Source organism: Pseudomonas sp. 22515 (assembly GCF_052044625.1).
In the GTDB taxonomy this organism is placed as follows: Bacteria; Pseudomonadota; Gammaproteobacteria; order Pseudomonadales; family Pseudomonadaceae; genus Aquipseudomonas; species Aquipseudomonas alloputida.
On the sequence record NZ_JBQENN010000008.1, the window covers coordinates 39,522 to 63,523 of the forward strand.

The 24,002-nt window shown below is 61.8% G+C and carries 24 protein-coding genes; 12 read left to right on the forward strand and 12 right to left on the reverse strand.

Annotated elements, in window-relative coordinates; translation table 11 throughout:
• The first annotated feature begins 118 nt into the window (after positions 1-118).
• Positions 119-751, forward strand: a complete 633-nt coding sequence (gene yihA / locus ACTJJN_RS09655) for a ribosome biogenesis GTP-binding protein YihA/YsxC (RefSeq protein WP_010951522.1) — start codon at positions 119-121, stop codon at positions 749-751.
• Positions 752-1,284: 533 nt separating this feature from the next.
• Here the strand turns inward: yihA and polA are convergent.
• Entirely contained in the window at positions 1,285-4,032 is a 2,748-nt protein-coding gene (polA, locus tag ACTJJN_RS09660; protein WP_017147857.1) for a DNA polymerase I, read from the reverse strand.
• Positions 4,033-4,107: 75 nt separating this feature from the next.
• Between polA and ACTJJN_RS09665 the strand changes: the two genes are divergently transcribed.
• Positions 4,108-4,395 (forward strand): DUF2782 domain-containing protein, encoded by a 288-nt coding sequence (locus tag ACTJJN_RS09665; protein WP_003252997.1) that lies wholly within the window; start codon positions 4,108-4,110, stop codon positions 4,393-4,395.
• A gap of 69 nt (positions 4,396-4,464) precedes the next feature.
• Complete coding sequence (locus ACTJJN_RS09670) at positions 4,465-5,415, forward strand: homoserine kinase (RefSeq protein WP_003252998.1); 951 nt, start codon at positions 4,465-4,467, stop codon at positions 5,413-5,415.
• Between the two features lie 111 nt (positions 5,416-5,526).
• Here ACTJJN_RS09670 and ACTJJN_RS09675 read toward each other — a convergent pair whose 3' ends face one another.
• On the reverse strand, positions 5,527-6,435 hold the full coding sequence (locus tag ACTJJN_RS09675; RefSeq protein WP_003253000.1) for a zinc ABC transporter substrate-binding protein: 909 nt from the start codon (positions 6,433-6,435) through the stop codon (positions 5,527-5,529).
• Positions 6,436-6,501: 66 nt separating this feature from the next.
• Between ACTJJN_RS09675 and zur the strand changes: the two genes are divergently transcribed.
• The 4 genes from zur (at position 6,502) to ACTJJN_RS09695 (ending at position 9,366) form a co-directional block, all read left to right on the forward strand.
• A complete protein-coding gene (gene zur, locus ACTJJN_RS09680) occupies positions 6,502-6,987 on the forward strand; it encodes a zinc uptake transcriptional repressor Zur (RefSeq protein ID WP_004575253.1) in 486 nt (161 codons plus the stop codon).
• Entirely contained in the window at positions 6,984-7,757 is a 774-nt protein-coding gene (gene znuC / locus ACTJJN_RS09685; protein ID WP_011953149.1) for a zinc ABC transporter ATP-binding protein ZnuC, read from the forward strand. Before zur ends, znuC begins: the two co-directional genes overlap by 4 nt.
• Entirely contained in the window at positions 7,750-8,532 is a 783-nt protein-coding gene (gene znuB, locus ACTJJN_RS09690) for a zinc ABC transporter permease subunit ZnuB (protein ID WP_004575255.1), read from the forward strand. Before znuC ends, znuB begins: the two co-directional genes overlap by 8 nt.
• A gap of 126 nt (positions 8,533-8,658) precedes the next feature.
• Positions 8,659-9,366 (forward strand): PA5502 family lipoprotein, encoded by a 708-nt coding sequence (locus ACTJJN_RS09695; RefSeq protein WP_011953148.1) that lies wholly within the window; start codon positions 8,659-8,661, stop codon positions 9,364-9,366.
• A 53-nt stretch (positions 9,367-9,419) separates the two neighbouring features.
• Here ACTJJN_RS09695 and katE read toward each other — a convergent pair whose 3' ends face one another.
• Complete coding sequence (gene katE / locus ACTJJN_RS09700) at positions 9,420-11,555, reverse strand: catalase HPII (protein ID WP_440781214.1); 2,136 nt, start codon at positions 11,553-11,555, stop codon at positions 9,420-9,422.
• Between the two features lie 227 nt (positions 11,556-11,782).
• Here katE and ACTJJN_RS09705 point away from each other — a divergent pair, with 227 nt between their 5' ends.
• From ACTJJN_RS09705 to ACTJJN_RS09715, 3 genes are all read left to right on the forward strand, one after another.
• Entirely contained in the window at positions 11,783-12,790 is a 1,008-nt protein-coding gene (locus ACTJJN_RS09705) for a methionine ABC transporter ATP-binding protein (RefSeq protein WP_011953146.1), read from the forward strand.
• Positions 12,790-13,461: a methionine ABC transporter permease gene (locus ACTJJN_RS09710; protein WP_010951513.1), complete on the forward strand. Its 672-nt coding sequence runs from the start codon at positions 12,790-12,792 to the stop codon at positions 13,459-13,461. Before ACTJJN_RS09705 ends, ACTJJN_RS09710 begins: the two co-directional genes overlap by 1 nt.
• Positions 13,462-13,525: 64 nt before the next feature.
• A complete protein-coding gene (locus ACTJJN_RS09715; protein ID WP_003253017.1) occupies positions 13,526-14,296 on the forward strand; it encodes a MetQ/NlpA family ABC transporter substrate-binding protein in 771 nt (256 codons plus the stop codon).
• An 89-nt stretch (positions 14,297-14,385) separates the two neighbouring features.
• On the opposite strand, the gene ACTJJN_RS09720 is transcribed toward ACTJJN_RS09715, so the two are convergent.
• From ACTJJN_RS09720 to ACTJJN_RS09740, 5 genes are read right to left on the reverse strand one after another with little or no spacing between them, the layout of a single operon-like run.
• The gene (locus ACTJJN_RS09720; protein ID WP_014754964.1) at positions 14,386-15,018 is read right to left on the reverse strand and encodes an SCO family protein; all 633 of its coding nucleotides are present in this window, start codon (positions 15,016-15,018) and stop codon (positions 14,386-14,388) included.
• On the reverse strand, positions 15,015-15,908 hold the full coding sequence (gene cyoE / locus ACTJJN_RS09725; RefSeq protein ID WP_004575259.1) for a heme o synthase: 894 nt from the start codon (positions 15,906-15,908) through the stop codon (positions 15,015-15,017). The genes ACTJJN_RS09720 and cyoE overlap by 4 nt, the downstream gene beginning before the upstream one ends.
• On the reverse strand, positions 15,893-16,972 hold the full coding sequence (locus tag ACTJJN_RS09730; RefSeq protein WP_011953144.1) for a COX15/CtaA family protein: 1,080 nt from the start codon (positions 16,970-16,972) through the stop codon (positions 15,893-15,895). Before ACTJJN_RS09730 ends, cyoE begins: the two co-directional genes overlap by 16 nt.
• Positions 16,973-16,981: 9 nt before the next feature.
• Positions 16,982-17,563 carry a hypothetical protein gene (locus ACTJJN_RS09735; protein ID WP_017147855.1) on the reverse strand — a complete coding sequence of 194 codons (582 nt, stop codon included), beginning with the start codon at positions 17,561-17,563 and terminating at the stop codon, positions 16,982-16,984.
• Positions 17,532-18,269 (reverse strand): SURF1 family protein, encoded by a 738-nt coding sequence (locus ACTJJN_RS09740; RefSeq protein WP_088512657.1) that lies wholly within the window; start codon positions 18,267-18,269, stop codon positions 17,532-17,534. Before ACTJJN_RS09740 ends, ACTJJN_RS09735 begins: the two co-directional genes overlap by 32 nt.
• Positions 18,270-18,320: 51 nt before the next feature.
• Between ACTJJN_RS09740 and ACTJJN_RS09745 the strand changes: the two genes are divergently transcribed.
• Positions 18,321-18,524, forward strand: coding sequence for a twin transmembrane helix small protein (locus ACTJJN_RS09745; protein WP_003253030.1), 204 nt, complete (start codon positions 18,321-18,323; stop codon positions 18,522-18,524).
• Positions 18,525-18,555: 31 nt separating this feature from the next.
• Here ACTJJN_RS09745 and ACTJJN_RS09750 read toward each other — a convergent pair whose 3' ends face one another.
• From ACTJJN_RS09750 to coxB, 4 genes are read right to left on the reverse strand one after another with little or no spacing between them, the layout of a single operon-like run.
• The gene (locus ACTJJN_RS09750; RefSeq protein ID WP_003253033.1) at positions 18,556-19,443 is read right to left on the reverse strand and encodes a cytochrome c oxidase subunit 3; all 888 of its coding nucleotides are present in this window, start codon (positions 19,441-19,443) and stop codon (positions 18,556-18,558) included.
• 16 nt (positions 19,444-19,459) lie between these two features.
• Positions 19,460-20,026 carry a cytochrome c oxidase assembly protein gene (locus ACTJJN_RS09755; protein WP_003253035.1) on the reverse strand — a complete coding sequence of 189 codons (567 nt, stop codon included), beginning with the start codon at positions 20,024-20,026 and terminating at the stop codon, positions 19,460-19,462.
• Between the two features lie 9 nt (positions 20,027-20,035).
• Entirely contained in the window at positions 20,036-21,625 is a 1,590-nt protein-coding gene (gene ctaD, locus ACTJJN_RS09760) for a cytochrome c oxidase subunit I (RefSeq protein WP_003253037.1), read from the reverse strand.
• A gap of 43 nt (positions 21,626-21,668) precedes the next feature.
• Positions 21,669-22,796, reverse strand: coding sequence for a cytochrome c oxidase subunit II (gene coxB / locus ACTJJN_RS09765; protein WP_011953140.1), 1,128 nt, complete (start codon positions 22,794-22,796; stop codon positions 21,669-21,671).
• A 369-nt stretch (positions 22,797-23,165) separates the two neighbouring features.
• Between coxB and ACTJJN_RS09770 the strand changes: the two genes are divergently transcribed.
• Complete coding sequence (locus ACTJJN_RS09770) at positions 23,166-23,807, forward strand: hypothetical protein (RefSeq protein WP_003253042.1); 642 nt, start codon at positions 23,166-23,168, stop codon at positions 23,805-23,807.
• Positions 23,808-24,002 lie beyond the last annotated feature (195 nt).

Genomic DNA, 24,002 nt, shown 5'->3' on the forward strand with positions numbered 1-24,002 from the left:
CTGGGAGAATGAGCACACAAAAACTGGGGCATTATATACTTCCGCCATCCAAACGGAAACGACACCGCTTGCCAGGCTTGGCTCTACAAAGTCAGGCAACACCCACATCGGATATCCCATGCAAGTCAAGAACCCCATCCTCGGCCTCTGCCAGAAAGCCAAATTCGCCCTCAGCGCAGCCAAGGTCGAACAATGCCCGGACGACCAGGGCTACGAGGTGGCTTTTGCCGGCCGTTCCAACGCCGGCAAATCCAGCGCCCTCAATACCCTGACTCATGCCAGCCTGGCGCGTACCTCGAAAACGCCCGGACGCACCCAGCTGTTGAATTTCTTCAGTCTGGACGATGAACGGCGTTTGGTCGACCTGCCGGGCTATGGTTATGCAAAAGTCCCGATTCCGCTCAAGCAGCACTGGCAGAAACACCTGGAAGCCTACCTGGGCAGCCGTGAGTGCCTGCGTGGCGTGATCCTGATGATGGACGTGCGTCACCCGATGACCGACTTCGACAAGATGATGCTCGACTGGGCCAAGGCCAGCAGCATGCCGATGCACATCCTGCTGACCAAGGCCGACAAGCTGACCCACGGCGCGGGCAAGAACACACTGCTGAAAGTACAGTCGGAAATCCGCAAGGGCTGGGGGGATGGCGTGACCATCCAGCTGTTCTCGGCACCCAAGCGCCTGGGCGTGGAAGACGCCTACCGAGTGCTGGCAGACTGGATGGAACTGGAAGACAAGCCGGTCGTTTAATGCTTTGCGCCTGACCCGTAGGAGCGGGTTTGCCCGCAAAAGGGCCGAGCCTGCTCTCCACCCGCCGTTCACCGTTGCCGCCACTACCGTATTCGCGGGTAAACCCGCTCCTACACCTGATCGGGGTTGGACACGCTTTGGTGATTGGGCGCAGGCCCTTGAAGACGCGGGTTTACCCGCGAATGCAGCGGTGAATTCGACATNAAACCCGCGCCTACGGAGGCTCAGTACAAGCCATCCGGCAAATTCCGGGCAAAAAAAACCCCGGACTTCGTATGGGGAGGGGGAAGTTCGGGGTCCAAGTCCGGACCGCTAGGGCGGGGTCCAGATATCTGCCAACACTTAACACAACATAGGAGCATCGAAGGGCTTCACCAGCCATTCAGTTACTCTGAGTTCCGCTTCACCGGTTTAGTTCCGAAGCCCACAAAACTATTTGCGATAGTTTCATGAAACTTAAGCACCCACAGCACTGAGCGGTGCTCGGATCCGCGTCACTACGCCGCAGATCCTACACAGTTTTACCTGCTCAATCAGTGAGCTTCGTCCCAATTCGCACCAACGCCTGCTTCGACAAGCAGCGGCACATCCAGCTGCGCGGCCTGGCTCATGTGCTGGCGAATTTCATCTTTCACCTGCTCCACCAGGTCCTCGCGTACCTCAAGCACCAGTTCGTCGTGCACCTGAAGGATCACCCGGGCATCCAGCCCGCTCTCGCTCAACCAGTTATCTACTTTGACCATGGCCCGCTTGATGATGTCGGCAGCAGTACCCTGCATCGGGGCGTTGATCGCCGTGCGCTCGGCGCCCTTGCGCAGGGCAGGGTTCTTGGCATTGATGTCTGGCAAGTACAGCCGGCGGCCAAACAGGGTTTCGACAAAGCCTTGCTCGGCCGCCTGGGCGCGGGTGCGCTCCATATAGGCCAGCACGCCCGGGTAGCGGGCAAAATAACGGTCGATGTAGTCCTGTGACTGCTTGCGGTCGACGCCGATCTGCTTGGCCAGGCCAAAGGCGCTCATGCCGTAAATCAGGCCGAAGTTGATGGCCTTGGCGCTGCGGCGCTGGTCGGTGGTCACGTCTTCCAGGGCCACACCGAACACTTCGGCTGCCGTGGCGCGGTGCACGTCCAGGTCATTGCGGAAGGCATGCAGCAAGCCTTCGTCCTTGGCCAGGTGGGCCATGATGCGCAGCTCGATCTGTGAATAGTCCGCCGCCAGAAGCTTGTAGCCCGGACTGGCGATGAACGCCTGGCGAATACGCCGCCCTTCAGCGGTGCGGATCGGAATGTTCTGCAGGTTCGGGTCGCTCGACGACAACCGGCCGGTGGCCGCCACCGCCTGCTGGTAGGACGTGTGGATGCGCCCGGTGCGCGGGTTGATCTGCCCCGGTAACTTGTCGGTGTAGGTGCTCTTGAGCTTACTCAGGCTGCGGTACTGCATCAGCACCTCTGGCAGCGGGTAGCCTTGTTCGGCCAGTTCGTCGAGCACTGCTTCGGCGGTGGATGGCTGGCCCTTGGCGGTCTTGCTCAGCACCGGCATGCCCAGCTTGTCGTAAAGAATCGTGCCCAGCTGCTTGGGCGAGCCGAGGTTGAACGTCTCACCGGCGAGCTCGTAGGCACGCAGCTCAAGCTCAGCCATCTTCACGCCCAGCTCACCGCTCTGTACTTTCAACAGCTCGGCATCGACCAACGCACCCTGGCGCTCGATCCTGGCCAGCACCGGCACCAGCGGCATCTCGATATCCGTCAGCACCGGTTGCACGCTCGGCGTCTGTGCCAGGCGGGCCTGCAATGCATGGTGCAGGCGCAGCGTGATGTCGGCGTCTTCGGCGGCGTACGGGCCGGCCTTGTCCAGGGTGATCTGGTTGAAGGTAAGCTGCTTGGCACCCTTGCCGGCGATGTCCTCGAAGGCGATCGTGGTGTGGTCGAGGTACTTCTGCGCCAGGCTGTCCATGTCATGACGGGTGGCGGTGGAGTTCAGCACGTATGACTCGAGCATGGTGTCATAGGCCACACCGCGCATCTCGATAGGGGGGGAGCCATTGGCGAGGATGTTGATGTCGTACTTGGCGTTCTGCCCGACCTTGGCCTTGGCCGGGTCCTCCAGCAAGGGCTTCAGCGCCAACAGCACGGCCTCGCGGTCCAGCTGGACCGGCGCGCCTTCATAATCGTGGGCCAGCGGCACATAGGCCGCTTCATGCGGCTCGACAGCGAAGGACAGGCCGACCAACTGCGCCTGCTGGGCGTCCAGGCCGGTGGTCTCGGTGTCGAAGGCGAACAGCGGTGCCTGGCGCAGCTTCTCCAGCCAGGCGTCGAAACGGGCCTGGTCGAGGATGGTTTCGTATTTGGGCTCGACCTTGGCCGCAGGCTCCACAGCCGGGCCGACATCATCACCAGCCTTGGCCGCATCGCGCTGCACTTCGGCGACCCAGCTCTTGAACTCCATCTCGGTGTACAACGCCAGCAACGCCTCGCGGTCAGGTTCACCGCACACCAGCGCCTCGACCTCGACATCCAGCGGCACGTCAACCTTGATGGTGGCCAGCTCGTAGGACAGGAATGCCGCGTCGCGGTGCTCCTCCAGCTTGGCCGGCAAGGTCTTGGCGCCGCGAATGGCCAGCGTTGGCACCTTGTCCAGGTTGGCGTAAAGGTCGCTGAGACCGCCGCCGATGCCGGTCAGCAGCCCCACCGCCGTTTTTTCGCCCACGCCCGGCACGCCCGGGATGTTGTCGACCTTGTCACCCATCAGGGCCAGGAAGTCGATGATGTGTTCCGGGCCGACGCCGAACTTCTCGTGCACGCCAGCCACGTCCAGCACGCTTCCGGTCATGGTGTTGACCAAGGTAATGTGCCCGTCCACCAGTTGCGCCATGTCCTTGTCACCGGTCGAGATGATCACTGGCCGACCCAGGGCGGCACTGCTGCGCGCCAAGGTGCCGATCACGTCGTCAGCCTCGACACCCTCCACGCACAGCAGCGGGTAGCCCAACGCCTTGACGCTGGCGTGCAGCGGCTCGATCTGTACCCGCAGGTCATCCGGCATGCTGGGGCGGTTAGCCTTGTACTCGGCGAACATGGCATCGCGGAAAGTGCCGCCCTTGGCGTCGAACACCACGGCAAACAGGCTGTCGGGATATTGCTTGCGCAGGCTCTTGAGCATGTTCAGCACACCCTTCACCGCACCGGTCGGCATGCCCTTGGACGTGGTCAGCGGTGGCAGCGCGTGGAAGGCGCGATAAAGGTAGGAGGAACCGTCCACCAGGACGAGGGGCGCTTGGCTCATGAGCAGAATCAACCTTTTCGACGGGTCCGGCGCTAGAATAGCCAGAATCATTGACGACAAAGGGACTAGGTTATCATGCGCACACTCAATCGCCTGTTACTGCTCGGCCTGTTGGCAACCACGCCTGTCGTCACCCTGGCGGCGGACGACGCCCCCTCGGCCGATCCCGAGGTGACCATTCGCACGGAAGGCGATAAAACCATCCAGGAATACCGGCAAAACGGCTTCCTGTATGCGATCAAGATCACGCCGAAAAACGGCAAGCCTTACTTTCTGGTACGCGCTGATGGCACTGATGCCAATTTCATTCGATCCGACCAGCCGGACATGCTGATTCCGTCCTGGAAGATCTTCGAGTGGTAAGCTGACGCGCACCGTTCACATCAACCCGGCACTTCCCGGCGGAAGTGCCCGTATGGGCAATTTTTCATCATGTCAGTCTTCACCCCCGTGACCCGGCCTGAGCTGGAAACCTTTCTGGCGCCGTACGAGCTGGGCCGTCTGCTCGACTTCCAGGGCATTGCCGCCGGTACCGAGAACAGCAATTTCTTCGTCAGCCTCGAACAGGGGGAGTTCGTCCTGACGCTGATCGAGCGTGGGCCCAGCGAGGACATGCCGTTCTTCATCGAACTGCTCGATACCCTGCACGGTGCCGACATGCCGGTGCCCTATGCCATTCGTGATCGCGACGGCAACGGCCTGCGCGAGCTGTGCGGCAAGCCGGCATTGCTGCAGCCCAGGCTGTCGGGCAAACACATCAAGGCACCCAACAACCAGCACTGCGCCCAGGTCGGCGAGCTACTGGCACACATTCACCTGGCCACCCGAGAGCACATCATCGAGCGCCGCACCGACCGCGGCCTGGACTGGATGCTGGCCTCGGGTGCCGAGCTACTGCCACGCCTGACTGCGGAGCAAGCCGCATTGCTGCAGCCGGCGCTGGACGAAATCAGCGCACATAAGGCGCAGATCCTGGCCTTGCCGCGGGCCAACCTGCATGCCGACCTGTTCCGCGACAACGTGATGTTCGAAGGCACCCACCTGACCGGTGTGATCGACTTCTACAATGCCTGCTCCGGGCCGATGCTGTATGACATTGCCATCACCGTGAACGACTGGTGCCTGGATGAGCAGGGAGCGGTGGATGTACCACGCGCCCAGGCACTGCTGGCAGCCTACGCGGCGCTGCGGCCGTTCACTGCAGCCGAAGCCGAGCTGTGGCCGGAAATGTTGAGGGTAGGCTGCGTACGTTTCTGGCTGTCGCGCCTGATTGCCGCCGAATCGTTTGCCGGGATGGATGTGATGATCCACGATCCGAGCGAGTTTGAAGTACGTCTGGCGCAGCGCCAGCAGGTGGCTTTGCACCTGCCGTTCGCGCTGTAGACCACGTCTGCTTCTTCGCGGGTGAACCCGCTCCCACAGGGATAGCGACGGCCTTGAGGCCTGCGCAGTACCTGTGGGCACGGATTCACCCGCGAAGGGGCCGGTACAGGCTTACAGCTGTTCCAGGCAGCCTGCCAGGTCACCGCCCAACTTCTCCAGCAAGCGCTCATACCCTTTGCCATCCACCGGATCGGTGCCACCCAAGGCATCCAGCTCGGCAAGGCGCACCGGCAACCCGGCAGTCAGGGTCTCGGCCAATCGCGGCCGCAGTGGTGGCTCGCTGAACACGCAGGTCTTGCCCACTTCCTGAAGACGCTTGCGCATGGCCGCCACATGTTGCGCCCCAGGCTGCACCTCGGATGCCACGCTGAACACGCCCGCGTGCTTCAAGCCATATTCAGCTTCAAAATAGTCGAAGGCTTCGTGGAAGACGAAGTACGGCTTGCCGGCAATACCGGCCACGCGCGCCTTGATACGCCCATCCAACGCATCCAGGCGTTCATCGAAGGCCTTCAGGTTGCTCTGATAGCGAGCCGCATTGGCCGGGTCGACCTGGGCCAGGTCAGCTGCCATTTTTGCCGCGATTACTCGCGCATTGACCGACGATAGCCACAAATGCGCATCCAGGCTGCCTGGGCGGTGATCGTGGTCATGATCGTCATGGTCTGCTTCCTCATGGGAATGGCTGTCCTCGCCAAAGTGGCGCAGCTTCATGCCCGGCAGCGACTGCACAGCCACTGTGGCCTTGCTACGGCTTCCCAGCACACGCGGAAGGAAATTCTCCATGTCAGGGCCGATCCAGTAAAGCAGGTCGGCATCGCCTACCCGCCGCACGTCCGAGGGGCGCAGCGCATAGTGGTGGGGTGAAGCGCCGGGCGGCAGCAGCACGTCAGGGCTGCCAACACCCTCCTGCACGGCAGCGGCAATCTGCTGCAGGGGCTTGATACTGGTGAGCACACGCACGTCGGCCTGCGCGGATAATGCGATGAAAGCGACAAACAGAGCCAGGAATCGGGACACGGTGGATACTCGAATCTTCAGAAACAGGTAACATAATAACGTCTCTGTCCAGAACCGTCGCTGCCCATGTCCATCACACCGCTGGCCAACCGTCCTCACGACCACTCCCATTGCGTACACAGCGCACTGGCTGAAGCCGACGCCTTGTGCACCCGCCAGGGCCTGCGCCTGACAGCCCTGCGCCGCCGTGTGCTGGAGCTGGTGTGGCAGAGCCACAAGCCACTGGGCGCCTACGACATCCTCGCTGTGCTCAGTGAGCAGGACGGCCGCCGCGCCGCGCCGCCCACGGTGTACCGTGCGCTGGACTTCCTGCTGGAAAACGGCCTGGTACATCGCATCGCATCGCTCAACGCCTTCATCGGCTGCAGCCACCCCGAGCACGTGCACCAAGGCCAGTTCCTGATCTGTCGGGCCTGCCATGTGGCCATCGAGCTCGAGCAGAGCAGCATCAGCGAGGCCATCATCAACAGCGCCAAAGGCGTGAGTTTCACGGTCGAGACCCAGACCGTGGAAGTGGTCGGCCTGTGCGGTAACTGCCGGAGCGCGGCATGAGCGACGCCCTGATTCGCCTGGAGCAGGTCGGCGTCACCTTTGGCGGTGAGGCGGTGCTCGACAGCATCGACCTGTCGGTCGCCCCAGGCCAGATCGTCACCCTGATTGGCCCCAACGGGGCGGGTAAGACGACCTTGGTGCGGGCCGTACTTGGCCTGCTCAAGCCACATCGCGGCAAGGTATGGCGCAAACCCAAGCTGCGCATTGGCTACATGCCGCAGAAAATTCAGGTTGATGCCACGCTGCCGCTGTCGGTGCTGCGCTTCTTGCGCCTGGTGCCCGGCGTAGACCGCGTGGCAGCCTTGTCGGCGCTGCAGGAAGTGGGCGCCGAGCAGGTCATCGACAGCCCGATCCAGACTATTTCCGGCGGCGAAATGCAACGCGTGCTGCTGGCCCGCGCCTTGCTGCGCGAACCCCAGTTGCTGGTGCTCGACGAACCGGTACAAGGTGTGGACGTGGTCGGCCAGACCGAGCTTTACAACCTCATCACCCGCCTGCGCGACCGCCACGGCTGCGGCGTACTGATGGTGTCCCACGACCTGCACCTGGTCATGAGCGCTACCGACCAGGTGGTGTGCCTGAACCGCCACGTGTGCTGCTCGGGTCACCCTGAGCAAGTCAGCGGTGATCCGGCGTTCGTCGAGCTGTTCGGCAAGACCGCACCGAGCCTGGCCATCTACCACCACCATCACGACCACAGCCACGACCTGCATGGCTCGGTGGTCGCCCCTGGCACCCATGTTCACGGAGAGCACTGCAAGCATGGCTGATTTTCTTCTCTACGCCTTGCTTGCCGGCTTGTCCCTCGCACTGGTTGCAGGCCCACTGGGCTCCTTCGTGGTATGGCGGCGCATGGCCTATTTTGGCGACACCCTGTCTCACGCCGCGCTGCTCGGTGTGGCCCTGGGCTTTGCCCTGGATGTCAGCCCGGCGCTGGCGGTAACCGTGGGCTGCCTGTTGCTGGCGATTCTGCTGGTGACATTGCAGCAACGCCAGCCGCTGGCCTCCGACACCCTCCTGGGTATCCTGGCCCCCAGCACCTTGTCGCTGGGCCTGGTGGTGCTGAGCTTCATGCACGATGTGCGCATTGACCTGATGGCTTACCTGTTCGGCGATCTGCTGGCCATCAGCACCACCGACCTGGCCTGGATCCTCGGCGGCAGTGCACTGGTCCTGCTGCTGCTCGCTGTGCTGTGGCGGCCGCTGCTGGCGGTTACCGTGCACGAAGAACTGGCCATGGTTGAAGGCCTGCCCGTGGCCGGCTTGCGCATGGCGCTGATGCTGCTGATCGCGGTGGTAATTGCGGTTGCCATGAAAATCGTTGGCGTGTTGCTGATTACCTCACTGCTGATCATTCCTGCCGCTGCGGCACAGCGCCACGCCCGCTCACCAGAGCAGATGGCCCTGGGTGCCAGCCTGCTGGGTGTCACCGCAGTGTGCGGCGGCCTGGCCATGTCCTGGTTCAAGGACACCCCCGCCGGGCCCTCGATCGTGGTCTGCGCCGCGGTGCTATTCTTGCTGAGCCTGGCTCTGCCAAAACGCTGAAAAGCAAGGCGTGTGCAGGCACGCCTTGCAACCTTCGGCCCGTAAAGGGTCTGTAAGGCCTATTTTCGAGCGTGCGCACCTGGGTGTAGACTTGCTCGCTTTTTGCGCAAATAGAGAGTCGCAGGAATGAAGCCGTTCGCCTCCCGTTATCTGCTTGTTGCCGCGTTTTCCCTGATCCTGGCTGCCTGTTCCAATGCGCCGGTCGAACAGGCCACCGCACCTGCTCAAGCAGATGCCTGGCAGCAGTTGCAACAGAACATCGCCAGCAATGAGCTGGCTACCGCCGAAGACCAGCTTGCTGCACTGCAGGCCCAGTCGCCGGATGATGCACGCCTGGAGCAATACCAGCGCCAACTGGCCGAAGCTTACCTGCAACGTAGCCAGATCGTTCTGCAGAAGGGCGATGTAAACGCGGCAGCTACCGCGCTGGCCCGTGCCCGGGCACTGATGCCGCAGGCGCCAGCGGTGACCGGCGGGGATGCCGTGACCCAGGCCCGCAAGGCCGAACTGGAAAAGGCTGAAGCTGCGCTGAAAGCCGCCGAAGCCAAGCCCAAGGCACGCATCATCGACCCGACAGCGCCAAGTACCGTGGTGGCCTTGAAGACCACTGACAGCCGCGCGCTGCGCCGCCAACTGGACGACATTGCCGCCGATGTGGTGAGTTACCAGTGCGAAGTGGTATTTCAGGTACCGCGCACCGAGGATGCACCTTGGCTGAAGACCTTGCTGGAAAAGCGCGTGCGCAAGATTGACAGTGGGTTCGAGCTGAAGCAGAAGCATCAGATCCAGCGCTCGCTGCCGGCACAGGTGGTGCTGGTCCCGCATCAGCAGTAAACGCTTCGCGGGTAAACCCGCNCAGGAGCGGGTTTACCCGCGAAGAGGCCTTATCAGGCAGGAACAGCTTCAGCTGCCGCCTCCCGCTCCCACACCCGGTGGCCTTCAACCGCTTTGACAAAGGCATCCACTGCCTTCTGCTCATCCCCGAGCAGCAGCCCCTTGTCCTCCTTGAGCCCCAACGCTTTCGCCAGTTCCTTGGTCAGCACCAGCGCCTTCAGGTGCTTGTAGCCCTCCAGCAAGAAGTGCTTGGCCAATCCGCTAGCCGCCAGCGCATCCGTAGAGGCCTTGCCCGCAGGCACGACAATCCCGTCGAACATGATCGAAGGCATCCCCTCCATCGACGCCGCTACCGGCAGTTGTTTGCCATCCGCCGCCTTCACCGGCGCCGAGGTCGGCCCCAGCAGCATCGGCCGGGCACTGTGCGCTTCCAGGGCCTTGACCAGTTTGTCCACGCTGGCAGCGTCCACGCCATCTGCCACCAGCACAGCAATCTTGCGCCCCTTGATACCCACCGAACCTGGGTGGTTCATCTGGCTCAACGCAGGCGATTGCGCCAGCTGGCTACCCTTCACCTTCACCGTACCCGCTTTCGGCGCAGGGAGGCCCAGGTTGGCCGCAACCGCCGCCGCCAACTTCAGGTCGATGTTGGCGAGAATTTCATTCACTTCCCGGGCGCGGATATGTTCACGCTCCACTTTGCCCAACTCGAAGCTGTAAGCCTTGATGATGTGCTGTTGCTCGGTCGGGCTCATGCTCTGGAAGAACAGCCGAGCCTGCGAGAAGTGATCGCCGAACGACTCACTGCGCTGGCGAATCTTGTGCGCATCGATACGCTCCTGATAGCTCTCGAAGCCGCCGTCCTGCGCCGCAGGCGGGGTTTCCTTCGGCCAGCCGCCATCAATCGAGTTGGGCTCGTAGGAAGCCCGGCCCTTGTGCACGACGTGCTGGTGCAGGGCATCACGCTGGTTGTTGTGGTTCGGCGCTACCGGCCGGTTGATCGGGATCTGGTGGAAGTTCGGCCCACCCAGGCGGCTGATCTGGGTATCGGTGTACGAGAACAGCCGGCCCTGCAGCAGCGGGTCGTTGGTAAAGTCGATACCTGGCACGATATGGCCTGGGCAGAACGCCACCTGTTCGACCTCGGCAAAGAAATTGTCCGGGTTGCGGTTGAGCACCATCTTGCCCAGCGGCGTGACGGGTACCAGTTCCTCCGGGATGATCTTGGTCGGGTCCAACAGGTCGAAGTCGAATTTGTGTTCGTCAGCCTCAGGCACAATCTGCACGCCCAGTTCCCATTCCGGGTAGTCACCGGTTTCGATGGCTTCCCATAGGTCACGGCGCTGGAAGTCGGTGTCCTTGCCCGCCAGCTTCTGGGCTTCGTCCCACAGCAGGGAATGCACGCCCTGGCGTGGTTTCCAATGAAACTTTACGAAGCTGGCCACGCCCTCGGCATTGATCAGGCGGAAGGTATGCACGCCAAAGCCTTCCATCATTCGAAGGCTGCGCGGGATGGCGCGGTCAGACATGGCCCACATGACCATATGGGCCGACTCCGGCACCAGCGAGACGAAATCCCAAAAGGTGTCGTGAGCCGAACCGCCGGTCGGTATCTCGTTGTGTGGCTCTGGCTTCACCGCGTGGACAAAATCGGGGAACTTGATGGCATCCTGGATGAAAAACACCGGCATATTGTTACCGACCAAGTCGAAATTGCCTTCATCTGTATAGAACTTGACGGCAAAGCCCCGTACATCTCGAACCGTGTCGCCAGAACCGCGTGGGCCCTGAACCGTCGAAAAGCGGACAAAAACCGGAGTGATCTTTTCCGGATCTTGCAGGAAGCCGGCCTTGGTCAGCTCGGCGTGGTTGCCATAGCTCTGGAAAAACCCGTGTGCCCCGGTACCGCGTGCGTGCACGATGCGTTCGGGGATACGCTCATGGTCGAAGTGGGTGATTTTCTCGCGCATGATGAAGTCTTCAAGCAGCGAAGGCCCGCGATCACCCGCCTTGAGGGAGTTCTGGTTGTCAGCAATGCGCACGCCTTGGTTGGTTCGCAGCGCATGCCCGGTCGCATCGCTACGGTCGGCCTCCAGGCTCTGCAGCTTGGCATTGGTGTTGGCCCTGTCAGGGGTCTGGGTACCGGCGGCCTCGCTGTGCTTGGGCGCATCCGTTTTCTTGCTGGGCATGATCGGCTCTCCTCATCAGTCTTAAGGCGTGCCCGTTCAGGGCTTGTCCAAGTAGTGACTGGAGGGCGTTGCCGAGCGTTCAATCAGGATTACCGGTTGTCGCGATATGCCCGATGGATTGGTGCATGACGAAATAAATGCTAAGAACAGCTATAGGAAAAGGCTAAAATGCGCGACCCCAGCTAACCGCTGACCCAAATTTCAATGCGCCCCACAAGGTTCGCTACGTGATCGAGTTCCAACAGGTACATAAAACCTACCGCGTTGCCGGTAGGGAAATCCCCGCACTGAATCCGACCAGCCTGACCATCGAAGATGGCCAGGTGTTCGGCCTGATCGGCCATTCCGGCGCTGGCAAAAGCACCATGCTGCGCCTGATCAACCGCCTGGAGGAGCCCTCCGGCGGCACGATCATCGTCGACGGCGAAGATGTCACCGCGTTCAACGCCAGCCAGTTGCGCGGCTTCCGCCAGCAAGTCGGGATGATTTTCCAGCACTTCAACCTGCTGGCTTCCAAGACCGTCGCCGACAACGTCGCCCTGCCACTGACCCTGGCCGGTGAGCTGTCGCGCAGCGAAATCGACAAGCGCGTCACCGAACTACTGGCTCGCGTTGGCCTGTCGGACCACGCCAAAAAGTACCCGGCGCAGCTGTCCGGCGGACAGAAGCAGCGCGTCGGCATCGCCCGCGCCCTGTCCACCAACCCAAAGATTCTGCTATGCGACGAGGCCACCAGTGCCCTCGACCCGCAAACCACGGCCTCGGTCCTGCAACTGCTGGCCGAGATCAACCGTGAACTGAAACTGACCATCGTGCTGATTACCCACGAGATGGACGTGATCCGCCGTGTCTGCGACCGCGTAGCCGTGATGGACGCCGGTCAGATCGTCGAGCAAGGCTCGGTGGCCGAGGTGTTTCTGCACCCGCAGCACCCCACCACCAAGCGCTTCGTCCAGGAAGACGAGCAGGTCGACGAAGGCGAGCAGCGCGACGACTTTGCCCACGTGCCAGGCCGCATCGTACGCCTGACCTTCCAGGGCGACGCCACCTACGCGCCGCTGCTGGGTACCGTGGCCCGCGAAACCGGTGTGGACTACAGCATCCTCGCCGGGCGTATCGACCGCATCAAGGATGTCCCCTATGGCCAGCTCACTCTCGCCCTGATCGGCGGAGACATGGAAGCGGCGTTCGCCCGCTTCAAGGCAGCTGACGTACATATGGAGGTACTGCGTTGATGGACGCCCTGAATTTCTTTGCCAACGTCGACTGGGCCGAAATCTGGCTGGCCACCGTCGATACCATGATCATGCTGTTCGGCTCGCTGTTCTTCACCGTGCTACTGGGCCTGCCACTGGGCGTGCTGCTGTTCCTCTGCGGGCCAAAGCAGATGTTCGAACAGAAAGGTGTCTACGCACTGCTGTCGCTGGTGGTCAACATCCTGCGCTCGCTGCCATTCATCATCTTGCTGATCGTGATGATCCCGTTCACCGTGCTGATCACCGGTACCTCGCTGGGCGTTGCAGGCGCCATCCCGCCGCTGGTGGTGGGTGCCACGCCGTTCTTTGCGCGCCTGGTTGAAACCGCCTTGCGTGAAGTGGACCGCGGCATCATCGAAGCCACCCAGTCGATGGGCGCCACCACTCGCCAGATCATCACCAGTGCGCTGCTGCCGGAAGCCCGTCCGGGCATCTTCGCGGCCATAACGGTAACCGCCATCACCCTGGTTTCTTACACTGCCATGGCCGGTGTGGTGGGTGCCGGTGGCCTTGGTGACCTGGCTATCCGCTTCGGTTACCAGCGTTTCCAGACCGATGTGATGGTAGTGACCGTGGTACTGCTGCTGGTACTGGTTCAAGTCCTGCAGAGCGTGGGCGACAAACTGGTCGTGCATTTTTCCCGTAAGTAACCCCAATGGGGTCGGCCTGGCCGACCCGTTCGGGGGCCGTCGCGGCCCTCACAAGGAGTGATCAATGAAGAAGCTGCTTGCTGTCGCTGCCGCTGTCGCGGCCTTCTCGGCCCAGGCCGATACCCTTACCGTCGCCGCCACCCCGGTGCCGCACGCCGAGATCCTCAACTTCGTCAAACCACAACTGGCCAAAGAAGGCGTAGAGCTGAAGGTCAAGGAATTCACCGACTACATCCAGCCGAACGTGCAGGTGGCCGAAAAGCGCCTGGACGCCAACTTCTTCCAGCACCAGCCTTACCTGGATGAGTTCAACAAGGCCAAGGGTACCCAGCTGGTGAGCGTGGCAGGCGTGCACATCGAGCCACTGGGCGTGTATTCGTCCAAGATCAAGAAACTGGACGAGCTGTCCTCCGGCGCCACCGTGGTCATCCCCAACGACGCCACCAACGGCGGCCGCGCCTTGCTGCTGCTGGACAAGGCTGGCGTGATCAAGCTCAAGGACAACAAGAACATCCTGTCGACCGTGAAGGATGTTGCCGAGAACCCGAAAAACGTGAAGTTCCGCGAGCTGGAAGCCGCCACCATCCCGCGTGTGCTGACCCAGGTAGATGCCGCCCTGATCAACACCAACTACGCGCTGGAAGCCAAGCTGAACCCGGAAAAAGACGCGCTGGCCATCGAGGGCAGCGACTCGCCTTACGTGAACATTCTGGTTGCCCGCCCGGACAACAAGGACTCGGACGACATGAAGAAACTGGCGGCTGCACTGCACTCGCCTGAGGTGAAGCAGTTCATCATCGAGAAGTACAAAGGCGCTGTGGTTCCGGCGTTCTGAGCCAACATCCCCGGGGCCGCTTTGCGGCCCTTTCGCGACGCAAGGCNGGCCTTGTGTCGCGAAAGGCCTGCGCAGGAAGCCCAGCACTCTCAATCCCGCTTGACCAGCCCCGGCAACTGCGCCCCCAGCTTCTGGTTGTTGAACGGCGCCCGAATGAACCCACGCTGTCGCCCATCCGGCCCGACAATCGCCAGGTTACCGCTGTGATCCACGGTATACCCCGGCTTGCTGGTATCCGCCGGAATGAACGGAATGCTCAAGGCATTGGCCAGCTTCTGGGTATCCTCGATCGACCCCGCCACGCCGACAAAGTCCTTGTCGAAATAGCCCAGATACTGCTTCAGCTGGTTCGGCGTATCGCGGTTAGGGTCCACACTCACCAACACCACCTGCAGCCGGTCGACGGCATTCTTGGGCAGCTCGCTCTTCACCTGGCGCAACTGGGCCAGGGTGGTCGGGCAGATGTCCGGGCAGTAGGTGTAGCCAAAGAACAGCAGCGACCATTTGCCCTTGAGGTCATCCATCTGCACCGGCTGGCCGTCCTGGTTGGTCATGGTGACATCAGCCACGGCGCGGCTCTGCGGCAGCAGAATGATGCCCGCATCAATCAGCTCGGCAGGGTTGGGCTGGTCACGACCATTTAGCACCTTGTTGACGGTCAGGCCCAGGATCAACGCGACCAGGGCAACGAGGATGAAGACGGTTTTCTGGGTTCGGGTCATAGGCTCAGCAACAGGTAGTGGTCAAGGAGCAACGCGATGAACAGCGCGAACAGGTAGCCGATAGAGTACTTGAAGGTGCCGATCGCCGCGTGCGGCCGGCTGCTACGGTACAACACCCAGGCCCAATGCAGGAAGCGCAGGCCCAAGCCCAGGGCACAGGCCAGGTACAGCGGGCCACTCATGTGGATGGCATACGGGAGCAGGCTCACCGCCAGCAGGATCAGGGTGTACAGCAGGATATGCAGTTTGGTGTAGCGCTCGCCGTGGGTCACCGGCAACATCGGGATATCGGCCTTGGCGTATTCCTCCTTGCGGTGGATGGCCAGCGCCCAGAAATGCGGCGGGGTCCAGGCGAAAATGATCAGCACAAGCAGCAAGGGTTCGGCGCTGACATGGCCGCTTACCGCCACCCAGCCGAGCAACGGCGGAGCGGCACCGGCCAGGCCACCGATGACGATGTTCTGTGGCGTGGCGCGCTTGAGAAAGCCGGTGTAGAGCACCGCATAACCGAGTAATGAGGCCAGGGTCAGCCAGGCGGTGAGGGCGTTGGTGAATACCAGCAGCAGGACCATGCCCAGCAGCGCCAGGGCCAAGGCGAACAACAGCGCCGGCAGGGGCTCGACTCGGCCTTGGGCCAAAGGCCGTTTGTGGGTGCGTGCCATCAGCGCATCGATGCGCCGATCCACCACATGATTGACCACCGCTGCGCCACCCGCGCACAGGCCGATGCCCAGGTTGCCGAACAACAGCACGCTCCAGCTGACGCCCGCCCGGGTGGCCAGGAACATGCCCGCCAGCGAGGTGATCAGCATCAGCACCACCACCTTGGGCTTGGTCAGCTCAAGGTAATCGCGCCAGCGGGCCCGTCGTACGCTTAGAAGCGTCGCCACGAGTCGTTCCTCATGTGATGGGAAATGCCCACCCCGACCACCGGCCGCAGACGCCAACCATGGCCGACACCCATACGAACCTTGTCGACCACTCGAATGCGGTAGTTCACCAGCACCATGCTCAGCAGCAGCATCGCCCCGCCGGCATTGTGCGCAACAGCCACCGCCAGCGGCAGGTGGAACACCACGTTGCTGATGCCCAGGCCCACTTGCAAGGCCAGCGCCAGCAGCACCAGCCGCGCCAGGCCGGGGAGACCACAGCGGTGCAGCTTCCAGCTGAGCATCAACAGCACACAGGTCACCAGCAGCGCGCCCAACCTGTGGCTGATGTGGATGGCCGTGCGCGCATCACTGTCCAACTGCCCGCCAAGGTAATTGGGGCCGACATGCTGGGTCAGGTGGAAGCCGTTGCTGAAATCCGCCGCTGGCCACCACTGGCCATGGCAGGTCGGCAGGTCGATGCAGGCCACGGCTGCGTAGTTGGCGCTGACCCAACCGCCCAGAGCAATCTGGCCGATTACCACCAGCAGCGCCAGTGCAGCGATCCGGCGCAGGCTCAGCGGCAGTTTCGGCAAGGGCGCAAAAGCCCGGGACAGACGCAGAGACAACAGGAACAGCAAGCTCAACGTGGTAAAGCCACCCAGCAAGTGCGCCGTGACCACCTGCGGCCACAGCTTCAGGGTGACCGTCCACATTCCGAAGGCTGCCTGGGCCAACACCACACCCAGTAGCAGCATCGGCAGGCGATAAGGCTGCCCATCGCGTGCATGCCGGCGCATTGCCTGGAACGCGAGCAGGGCGATCACCACGGCCAGGCTACCGGCAAAGTAGCGGTGGACCATCTCCGCCCAGCCCTTGGCAGCTTCCACCGGGTGCTCCGGAAAGTGCAGCTCGGCATGGGCCAACTGCGCTTCACTCTTGGGCACGCTGATAAAGCCATAGCACCCCGGCCAGTCGGGGCAACCGAGGCCTGCGTGGGTCAGGCGGGTATAGGCACCAAGCAGGACGACCAGCAGTGCCAGCAGGGTGGCGAACACAGCAAGGCGAAATCCAGGTCTGGCCATGGCAGGCTCCTAGCCGATGTTGGACAGCTTGAGCAGGTGGCGCAGGTCATCCAGCACATGCTTGCCGTTGACCTTGCCGTCGTAGCGCAGCACCAGGTTGCCGTGCGGGTCGACGATCCACAGCTGCGGGCCGGGCTCGACAACCTTCTGCTGATAACGTTGCGCATCCAGCGGGTAGCGCTGCAACTGCGGGTACTCGCGGCCGAGCAGTGCCTGATAGTCGGCACTCAGCGGCTGGGCGGCGGCCAGCGCATGGCTGGCGCGGCTGGCATCACGCCCCAGCCCGACCTGAATCTGCCGAGCCAGGTACACCAGGCGCTGACAGTCTTCGGTGCAGGCCTGGGGCGCGCTGACCAGCAACTGCCAGCGCTCGTCCTGGCCCGCCACGCCGAGATCGGCACGGCTTTCCCCATTGCCAATCATGGCGCCATGGTAGCTGCGGCCTTCCGGCACCCAGAATTTGAGCTTGTACATGCTGGTGGCCAGAACCATCGGCCCAAGCACCACCAGCAGGATCAGCAACAGCTGCAAACGCCCACGGGCTCTGGGTTTGCTACGTTCAGGCGCGTCCAGTGGAGTGGCGGTGGCCATGGCGTTTCTCCTTGTTTTGGTGCCAGCCGAAGTAGAGGTAGAGCAGAACCAGAGCGGTAGCCAGGGCAAACCACTGCACGGCATAGCCGACGTGTTTTTCGGGGCTCATGGCGACAACCGGCCAGTCCAGGCGATAGCTCGCAGGGCCCGGCTCCAGGCGCAATTCCTGGGCAAAGCCTTCGCGATCAAGCTGTTGCCATAGCTGCGCGACATCGATAGCGGTCAACAGATGCGGCCATTGCCCGCCGATGGGGTCCGGGTGCAGCTGGAAGGTGCTACCGGGCGCGACATACACAGAGGCATCCAGCGCCAAGGCCTGGGCAGGGGTTTCGAAGTGCACCGGCACCCGGCGGTCCAGCCATGGCAGCCAGCCACGATTGATCAGCAACCACAGGCCGCTGGCTTGGTCGTGGAAGGGCTGCAGCAGCTCGACACCGGCTTTGCCGTCGCGCATGCGGTTGTCCAGCAGCACGCTGTGCTCGGCGTCGAAGCGGCCATACAGGTGCACACGGCGGAAGGCGTTGTCTTCTTTCGAGAGGAGCTGGGCGGTGGCGATCGGCGCTTCAATCCGCCTTTCCGCATAGGTGGCCAGCAGCACGCGCTTTTCCTCGGCACGGCCGAGTTGCCAGCAACCAAGCGCAATCAACCCTGGCAGCAGTGCAAGCACCACCAGCGTCGGTACCCAGCCTGGGCGAAACGGCCTCACGGGCGCCTCGCTATACTTATCCACATCACCGCATCCCCCCGGAGTAACGCCATGCTCAAGGCCGCGATTGTCCTGATGCTGTTGGCCACGATTGCCAGTCTGTTCAGTGGCCTGGTGTTTCTGGTCAAGGATGATGAAAACTCGACCCGCCTGCTCAAGGCCCTGACCGTACGGGTCACCCTGGCAGCCTTGACCATAGGCCTGGTCGCCTGGGGCTTGATCAGCGGTCAACTGGTCTCCCACGCCCCTTTCTGAAGCGCTCACCCACCCCTACAGGGTTTCGTATTCACAACACATAGACAAAGATGAACAACCCCACCCACACCACATCGACGAAGTGCCAGTACCAACTGGCTGCCTCGAAGCCGAAGTGTTTTTCCGGGTTGAAATGCCCGCGCAGAATACGCACGAACATCACAATCAGAATGATCGTGCCCAATGTCACGTGGGCACCGTGAAACCCGGTAAGCATGAAGAACGTCGCACCGTAGATCCCTGAGCCCAGTGTCAGCCCCAGCTTGGTATAGGCCTCGTGGTACTCGAAGGCCTGCAGCGCGATAAAGCTGATGCCCAGAACAATGGTCAGCGCCATCCAGAATTTCAGCGGCCCGCGGTGGTCACGGCGCAAGGCGTGGTGGGCAATGGTGATTGTCACACTGGAACTGACCAGCAGGATGGTGTTGATCAGCGGCAGATGCCACGGGTCGATCACTTCCTTGGGCGGCGGGAACAGCTTGGGGTCGGGGGTGTGCAGTAGCGGCCAGGTGAATTCGAACGTTGGCCACAGCATGTGCGCAACACCTTTGGCCCCTTCGCCTCCCAGCCACGGCCCCGCCAGTACGCGGACATAGAACAGCGCGCCGAAGAACGCCAGGAAGAACATCACTTCAGAGAAGATGAACCAGCTCATGCCCCAGCGGAACGAGCGATCCAGCTGCGGGCTGTACAACCCGGCGCGGCTCTCCTTGACCACTGACCCAAACCAGCCGAACAGCATGTAGGCCAGAAACAACGCACCCACGAAGAAGATCAGCGGCCCGTGCGAATCCGGGTGGCCCGCCTTCATGTCGTTGAACCAGGTGCCCAGGCCGAATACCGTGATGAACATGCCGATGGTGGCGATGATCGGCCATTTGCTCTGCGCCGGAACGTAGTAGTGCTCATGACTTGCCATTGCTGTTCTCCTTCCCTTAACGGGCGCCCTGGACGTCCTGCGCCGCAACGTGCGCGACCGGCGGGTGGCGAGCGGTGATGTCGAACAAGGTGTAGGCCAGTGTCAGGTGCTTCACGCTGGCCGGCAGGTCGCGGTCGACGATGAAGCGCACCGGCATCTCGATGCGTTCGCCGGGCTGCAGCACCTGCTGGGTAAAGCAGAAGCACTCGGTCTTGTGGAAGTAGGCCGCGGCCTCGGCCGGGGTAATGCTGGGTATTGCCTGCGCACTCATCGGCCGGTCGGTCGGGTTGTGAGCAATGAAGATCATCTGGTTCACCGCGCCCGGGTTGACCTCCAGCTGGTCGGCAGTGGAGTAGAAGTCCCAGACCATGTCGCTGGCATTGGTCGACATGAACTGCACCCGCACAGCACGCGTCGGGTCACTGACCTGGCTACCTTCGTATTGGCCGCCGGTCTTGCCGTTGATACCGAACGCTTTGCACATGACGTCGTAGATCGGCACCAGCGCGAAGCCGAAGGCGAACATCACCACCGTCAGCATCAACAGGCGCGTTACCAGGCGTTTCACCGACAGGCCGTTCATGGCGGGTTCCTATTTCACTTCCGGGGGTGTCTGGAAGGTGTGGTAGGGCGCAGGCGAGGGTATCGACCACTCAAGGCCCTCGGCGCCATCCCAGGGTTTGGCCGGTGCCGGCGCGCCACCGCGGATGCACTTGATGACAATGAACAGGAAGAAGATCTGCGTGGCGCCGAACATGAACGCGCCGATCGACGACACCATGTTGAAATCGGCGAACTGCAGGTTGTAGTCGGGGATGCGCCGTGGCATGCCGGCCAAGCCTACGAAGTGCATTGGGAAGAAGGCCATGTTCATGCCGATGAACGACAGCCAGAAGTGCAGTTTGCCGAGGGTTTCGTCATACATGTGGCCGGTCCATTTCGGCAGCCAGTAGTAGGCCGAGGCAAAGATGCCGAAAATTGCACCAGGCACCAGTACGTAATGGAAATGCGCCACTACGAAGTAAGTGTCGTGGTACTGGAAGTCCGCCGGGGCAATCGCCAGCATCAGCCCGGAAAAGCCACCAATGGTGAACAGGATGACAAAGGCGATGGCGAACAGCATCGGCGTTTCGAAGGTGAGCGAGCCTTCCCACATGGTGCTGACCCAGTTGAATACCTTCACCCCGGTGGGCACGGCAATCAGCATGGTGGCGTACATGAAGAACAACTCGCCGACCACCGGGATGCCGACCACGAACATATGGTGGGCCCAGACGATAAATGACAGGAAGGCAATGGCGCCGGTGGCATACACCATCGAGGTATAACCGAACAGCGGCTTGCGCGAGAACGCCGGGATGATCGAGCTGACCGCACCGAAGGCGGGCAGGATCATGATGTACACCTCAGGGTGACCGAAGAACCAGAACACATGCTGGAACAGCACCGGGTCACCGCCACCTGCGGCACTGAAAAAGCTGGTACCGAAGTGGATATCCATCAGCATCATGGTTACCACGCCGGCCAGTACTGGCATCACCGCAATCAGCAGGAACGCGGTAATCAGCCAGGTCCAGACGAACAGCGGCATTTTCATCAGCGTCATGCCGGGGGCACGCAGGTTGAGGATGGTGGCAATCACGTTGATCGCCCCCATGATCGAGCTGATACCCATCAGGTGGATGGCGAAGATGAAGAAGGTGACGCTGGCTGGCGCATAGGTGGTGGAAAGCGGCGCGTAGAACGTCCAGCCAAAGTTCGGCCCTCCGCCCGGGCTGAACAGCGTAGATACCAGCAGCAGGAAGGCCGCCGGCAGCAGCCAGAAGCTGAAGTTGTTCATCCGTGGCAGTGCCATGTCGGGCGCGCCGATCATCAGCGGAATCATCCAGTTGGCCAGGCCGACGAAGGCCGGCATCACCGCGCCAAACACCATGATCAGGCCATGCATGGTGGTCATCTGGTTGAAGAACGCCGGCTCCACGATCTGCAAACCCGGCTGGAACAGCTCAGCGCGGATCACCATGGCAAACGAGCCACCGAGCAGGAACATGATGAAACTGAACCACAGGTACATCGTGCCGATGTCTTTATGGTTGGTGGTCAGCACCCAGCGCATCAGGCCCTTGGCCGGGCCGTGCGCATGGTCGTGGCCGTGGGCGTGGTCGTCGATCACTGCACTCATGTCCTGTCTCCTGCAATCCATTGATTGCCGCGAGTAACCCGGTTCACTTGGCTTCTGCCTGCTTCAGCGCCAGCACGTCCTTCGGCGTCACCATGTCGCCTTTGTTGTTGCCCCAGGCATTGCGCTCGTAGGTGACTACAGCAGCGATGTCGACTTCCGACAGCTGCTTGCCGAAAGCGGCCATGGCCGTGCCGGGCTTGCCATGGAAGACAATGCTCAGGTGGTCTTCCTTCGGTCCGGTGGCAATCTTCGAGCCTTTGAGCGCCGGGAACATTGGCGGCAGGCCCTGGCCTTCGGCCTGGTGACAGGCCACGCAGGTGGTGTGGTAGACCTTGTCGCCTCGCGCCACCAGCTCTTCCAGGGTCCATTCCTTGCTGGTCAGCTCCTTGAGCTTGGCGGCTTCAGCCTTGCGCTCGCCAAGCCAGGTGTCGTAATCGGCCTTGGACTTGACCTCGACCACCACCGGCATGAAGCCGTGGTCTTTGCCGCACAGCTCGGTGCACTGGCCGCGGTAGATGCCTGGCTTTTCGATCCGGGTCCAGGCTTCGTTGACAAAGCCTGGGATGGCGTCGCGCTTGACCGCGAAGGCTGGCACCCACCAGGAGTGGATCACGTCGGCAGCAGTGACCAGAAAGCGCACTTTCGCGCCCACCGGCAGCACCAGCGGCTGGTCGACTTCCAGCAGGTAATGCTCATCCTTGGGCGCCTTGTTGTGGATCTGGTCGGTGGGGGTGGCCAGGTTGCTGAAGAACTCCACGTCCTGGCCCAGGTACTTGTAGTGCCATTTCCACTGGTACCCCGTGACCTGGATGTCGATGTCCGAATCGCTGGCATCGTAGATGTCGATCAGCGTCTTGGTGGCCGGGATGGCCATGGCCACCAGGATCAGGAAGGGAACTACCGTCCAGAGGATTTCCACCCAGGTGTGCTCGTGGAAATGCGCAGCCTGCTGGCCGGTGGAGCGGCGGTGGATGACCATTGACCAGAACATCGCGCCAAACACCACGATGCCAATGATCACGCAGATCCAGAAGATGGTCATGTGCAGGTCGAAGACGGCGTTGGAGACTTCCGTCGCCCCTGGGTGCATGTTCACGGTCCAGGCGGCGTTTGCCTGGCCAAAAACCGACCACAACAGGAGGCCCATCCAGACATGTGGATGTCGCATCATTGCGGGTTCCCCTTCTAATTCTTGTTGTCCCGGAGGCGTGGCCTGCGGCAAGAGGGAACGGCGGTCAAGACTGCATGGCTTCGACGACCGAGCCCCTGCTAAAAGCAGTCGGGCCTCATCAACGAATCACGTTCACCGGGAGTATAGACAGCGACCAATGGCACGCAATGAAGCCTGTGAAATGAACTTCACGAAATAGCCAGATAGCCTGAAAACCGCGCGCTTGAGAGGTCATGGCTAAATAATGGCATCTGGTTATGCCAGACATAGCACACGTTTGCGCGGTTTATAACAAATACGTCTTAGGTATTCTGTATACCGAGCTAATTTAGTGTCTTCCGTTTGAAACGTAATGTCCCTGGAGTTGTCATGAACATCGCTGCTGTACGCGAGCAGGTAAGCCAAGCCCATCAACATGAAGGCCAGACCGGCCAATTGAAACAGCGTCTCGAGCTGCAACTGCCCCATCTGCACCCCTCGATCCAACTGCCTGAGCAGGACGCCCAGGGTACTTTGGCGCGCTTCGTCAGCGCCTACATCGATCAGGTTCCGGAACTGCTGGAGGCCGCCCACGAGGTCGCCCGCGAAGCCGGGATCGAATCGCAGATCAAACCTGTACTGAAAATTGCCGAAGCCTACTTCCTGCAGCCGCCCAGCGTGATGCAAGGGCATGTAGGCCTGGACTGCCTGCTGGATGAAGCGTACCTGGCGCACCGCCTGGTGGAAGAGGTGAATGACTTGTACATTCGCCACTTCCAGCAGCCGTTGATCCCGGTCGACACCACGGTCGCCAACCTGATTGCCCACCAGTTGATTGGCGAAAGCTTTGCCAACCAGCTGGATGAAGTGGTGCACCACTCGGTCGACGAAATGCTCAATGACGAGAGCTTTGCGGTTGAATCGGTGGAGGCTTATCGAGAGAAGCTGAGCAGCCCGGCAACTGGCGAGGCGTGGAAGCGCTGGCCGTGCCTTTCGCGCCAACTGGGTGTCGAGCTGGGTCAGCCGGCCTGATAGACCTGTAACGGCCTAGGTGCATCGGTGGTTCGGCGCAGGCCGTCGTAGGAGCGGGTTCACCCGCGAAAGGGCCGGCCCTGCTGGCCAATCCCCACCCGCCGATCACCGTTGCCGCCGCCATCGATTACACGCATCGGTGGTTCGGCACAGGCCATCGTAGGAGCGGGTTCACCCGCGAAAGGGCCGGCCCTG

Coding starts and splice junctions, on each gene's coding strand:
- yihA (WP_010951522.1), top strand. CDS start 119: ATGCAAGTCAAGAACCCCATCCTCGGCCTCTGCCAGAAAGCCAAATTC.
- polA (WP_017147857.1), bottom strand. CDS start 4,032: ATGAGCCAAGCGCCCCTCGTCCTGGTGGACGGTTCCTCCTACCTTTAT.
- ACTJJN_RS09665 (WP_003252997.1), top strand. CDS start 4,108: ATGCGCACACTCAATCGCCTGTTACTGCTCGGCCTGTTGGCAACCACG.
- ACTJJN_RS09670 (WP_003252998.1), top strand. CDS start 4,465: ATGTCAGTCTTCACCCCCGTGACCCGGCCTGAGCTGGAAACCTTTCTG.
- zur (WP_004575253.1), top strand. CDS start 6,502: ATGTCCATCACACCGCTGGCCAACCGTCCTCACGACCACTCCCATTGC.
- znuC (WP_011953149.1), top strand. CDS start 6,984: ATGAGCGACGCCCTGATTCGCCTGGAGCAGGTCGGCGTCACCTTTGGC.
- znuB (WP_004575255.1), top strand. CDS start 7,750: ATGGCTGATTTTCTTCTCTACGCCTTGCTTGCCGGCTTGTCCCTCGCA.
- ACTJJN_RS09695 (WP_011953148.1), top strand. CDS start 8,659: ATGAAGCCGTTCGCCTCCCGTTATCTGCTTGTTGCCGCGTTTTCCCTG.
- katE (WP_440781214.1), bottom strand. CDS start 11,555: ATGCCCAGCAAGAAAACGGATGCGCCCAAGCACAGCGAGGCCGCCGGT.
- ACTJJN_RS09710 (WP_010951513.1), top strand. CDS start 12,790: ATGGACGCCCTGAATTTCTTTGCCAACGTCGACTGGGCCGAAATCTGG.
- ACTJJN_RS09715 (WP_003253017.1), top strand. CDS start 13,526: ATGAAGAAGCTGCTTGCTGTCGCTGCCGCTGTCGCGGCCTTCTCGGCC.
- ACTJJN_RS09720 (WP_014754964.1), bottom strand. CDS start 15,018: ATGACCCGAACCCAGAAAACCGTCTTCATCCTCGTTGCCCTGGTCGCG.
- ACTJJN_RS09730 (WP_011953144.1), bottom strand. CDS start 16,972: ATGGCCAGACCTGGATTTCGCCTTGCTGTGTTCGCCACCCTGCTGGCA.
- ACTJJN_RS09735 (WP_017147855.1), bottom strand. CDS start 17,563: ATGGCCACCGCCACTCCACTGGACGCGCCTGAACGTAGCAAACCCAGA.
- ACTJJN_RS09745 (WP_003253030.1), top strand. CDS start 18,321: ATGCTCAAGGCCGCGATTGTCCTGATGCTGTTGGCCACGATTGCCAGT.
- ACTJJN_RS09750 (WP_003253033.1), bottom strand. CDS start 19,443: ATGGCAAGTCATGAGCACTACTACGTTCCGGCGCAGAGCAAATGGCCG.
- ACTJJN_RS09755 (WP_003253035.1), bottom strand. CDS start 20,026: ATGAACGGCCTGTCGGTGAAACGCCTGGTAACGCGCCTGTTGATGCTG.
- ctaD (WP_003253037.1), bottom strand. CDS start 21,625: ATGAGTGCAGTGATCGACGACCACGCCCACGGCCACGACCATGCGCAC.
- coxB (WP_011953140.1), bottom strand. CDS start 22,796: ATGATGCGACATCCACATGTCTGGATGGGCCTCCTGTTGTGGTCGGTT.
- ACTJJN_RS09770 (WP_003253042.1), top strand. CDS start 23,166: ATGAACATCGCTGCTGTACGCGAGCAGGTAAGCCAAGCCCATCAACAT.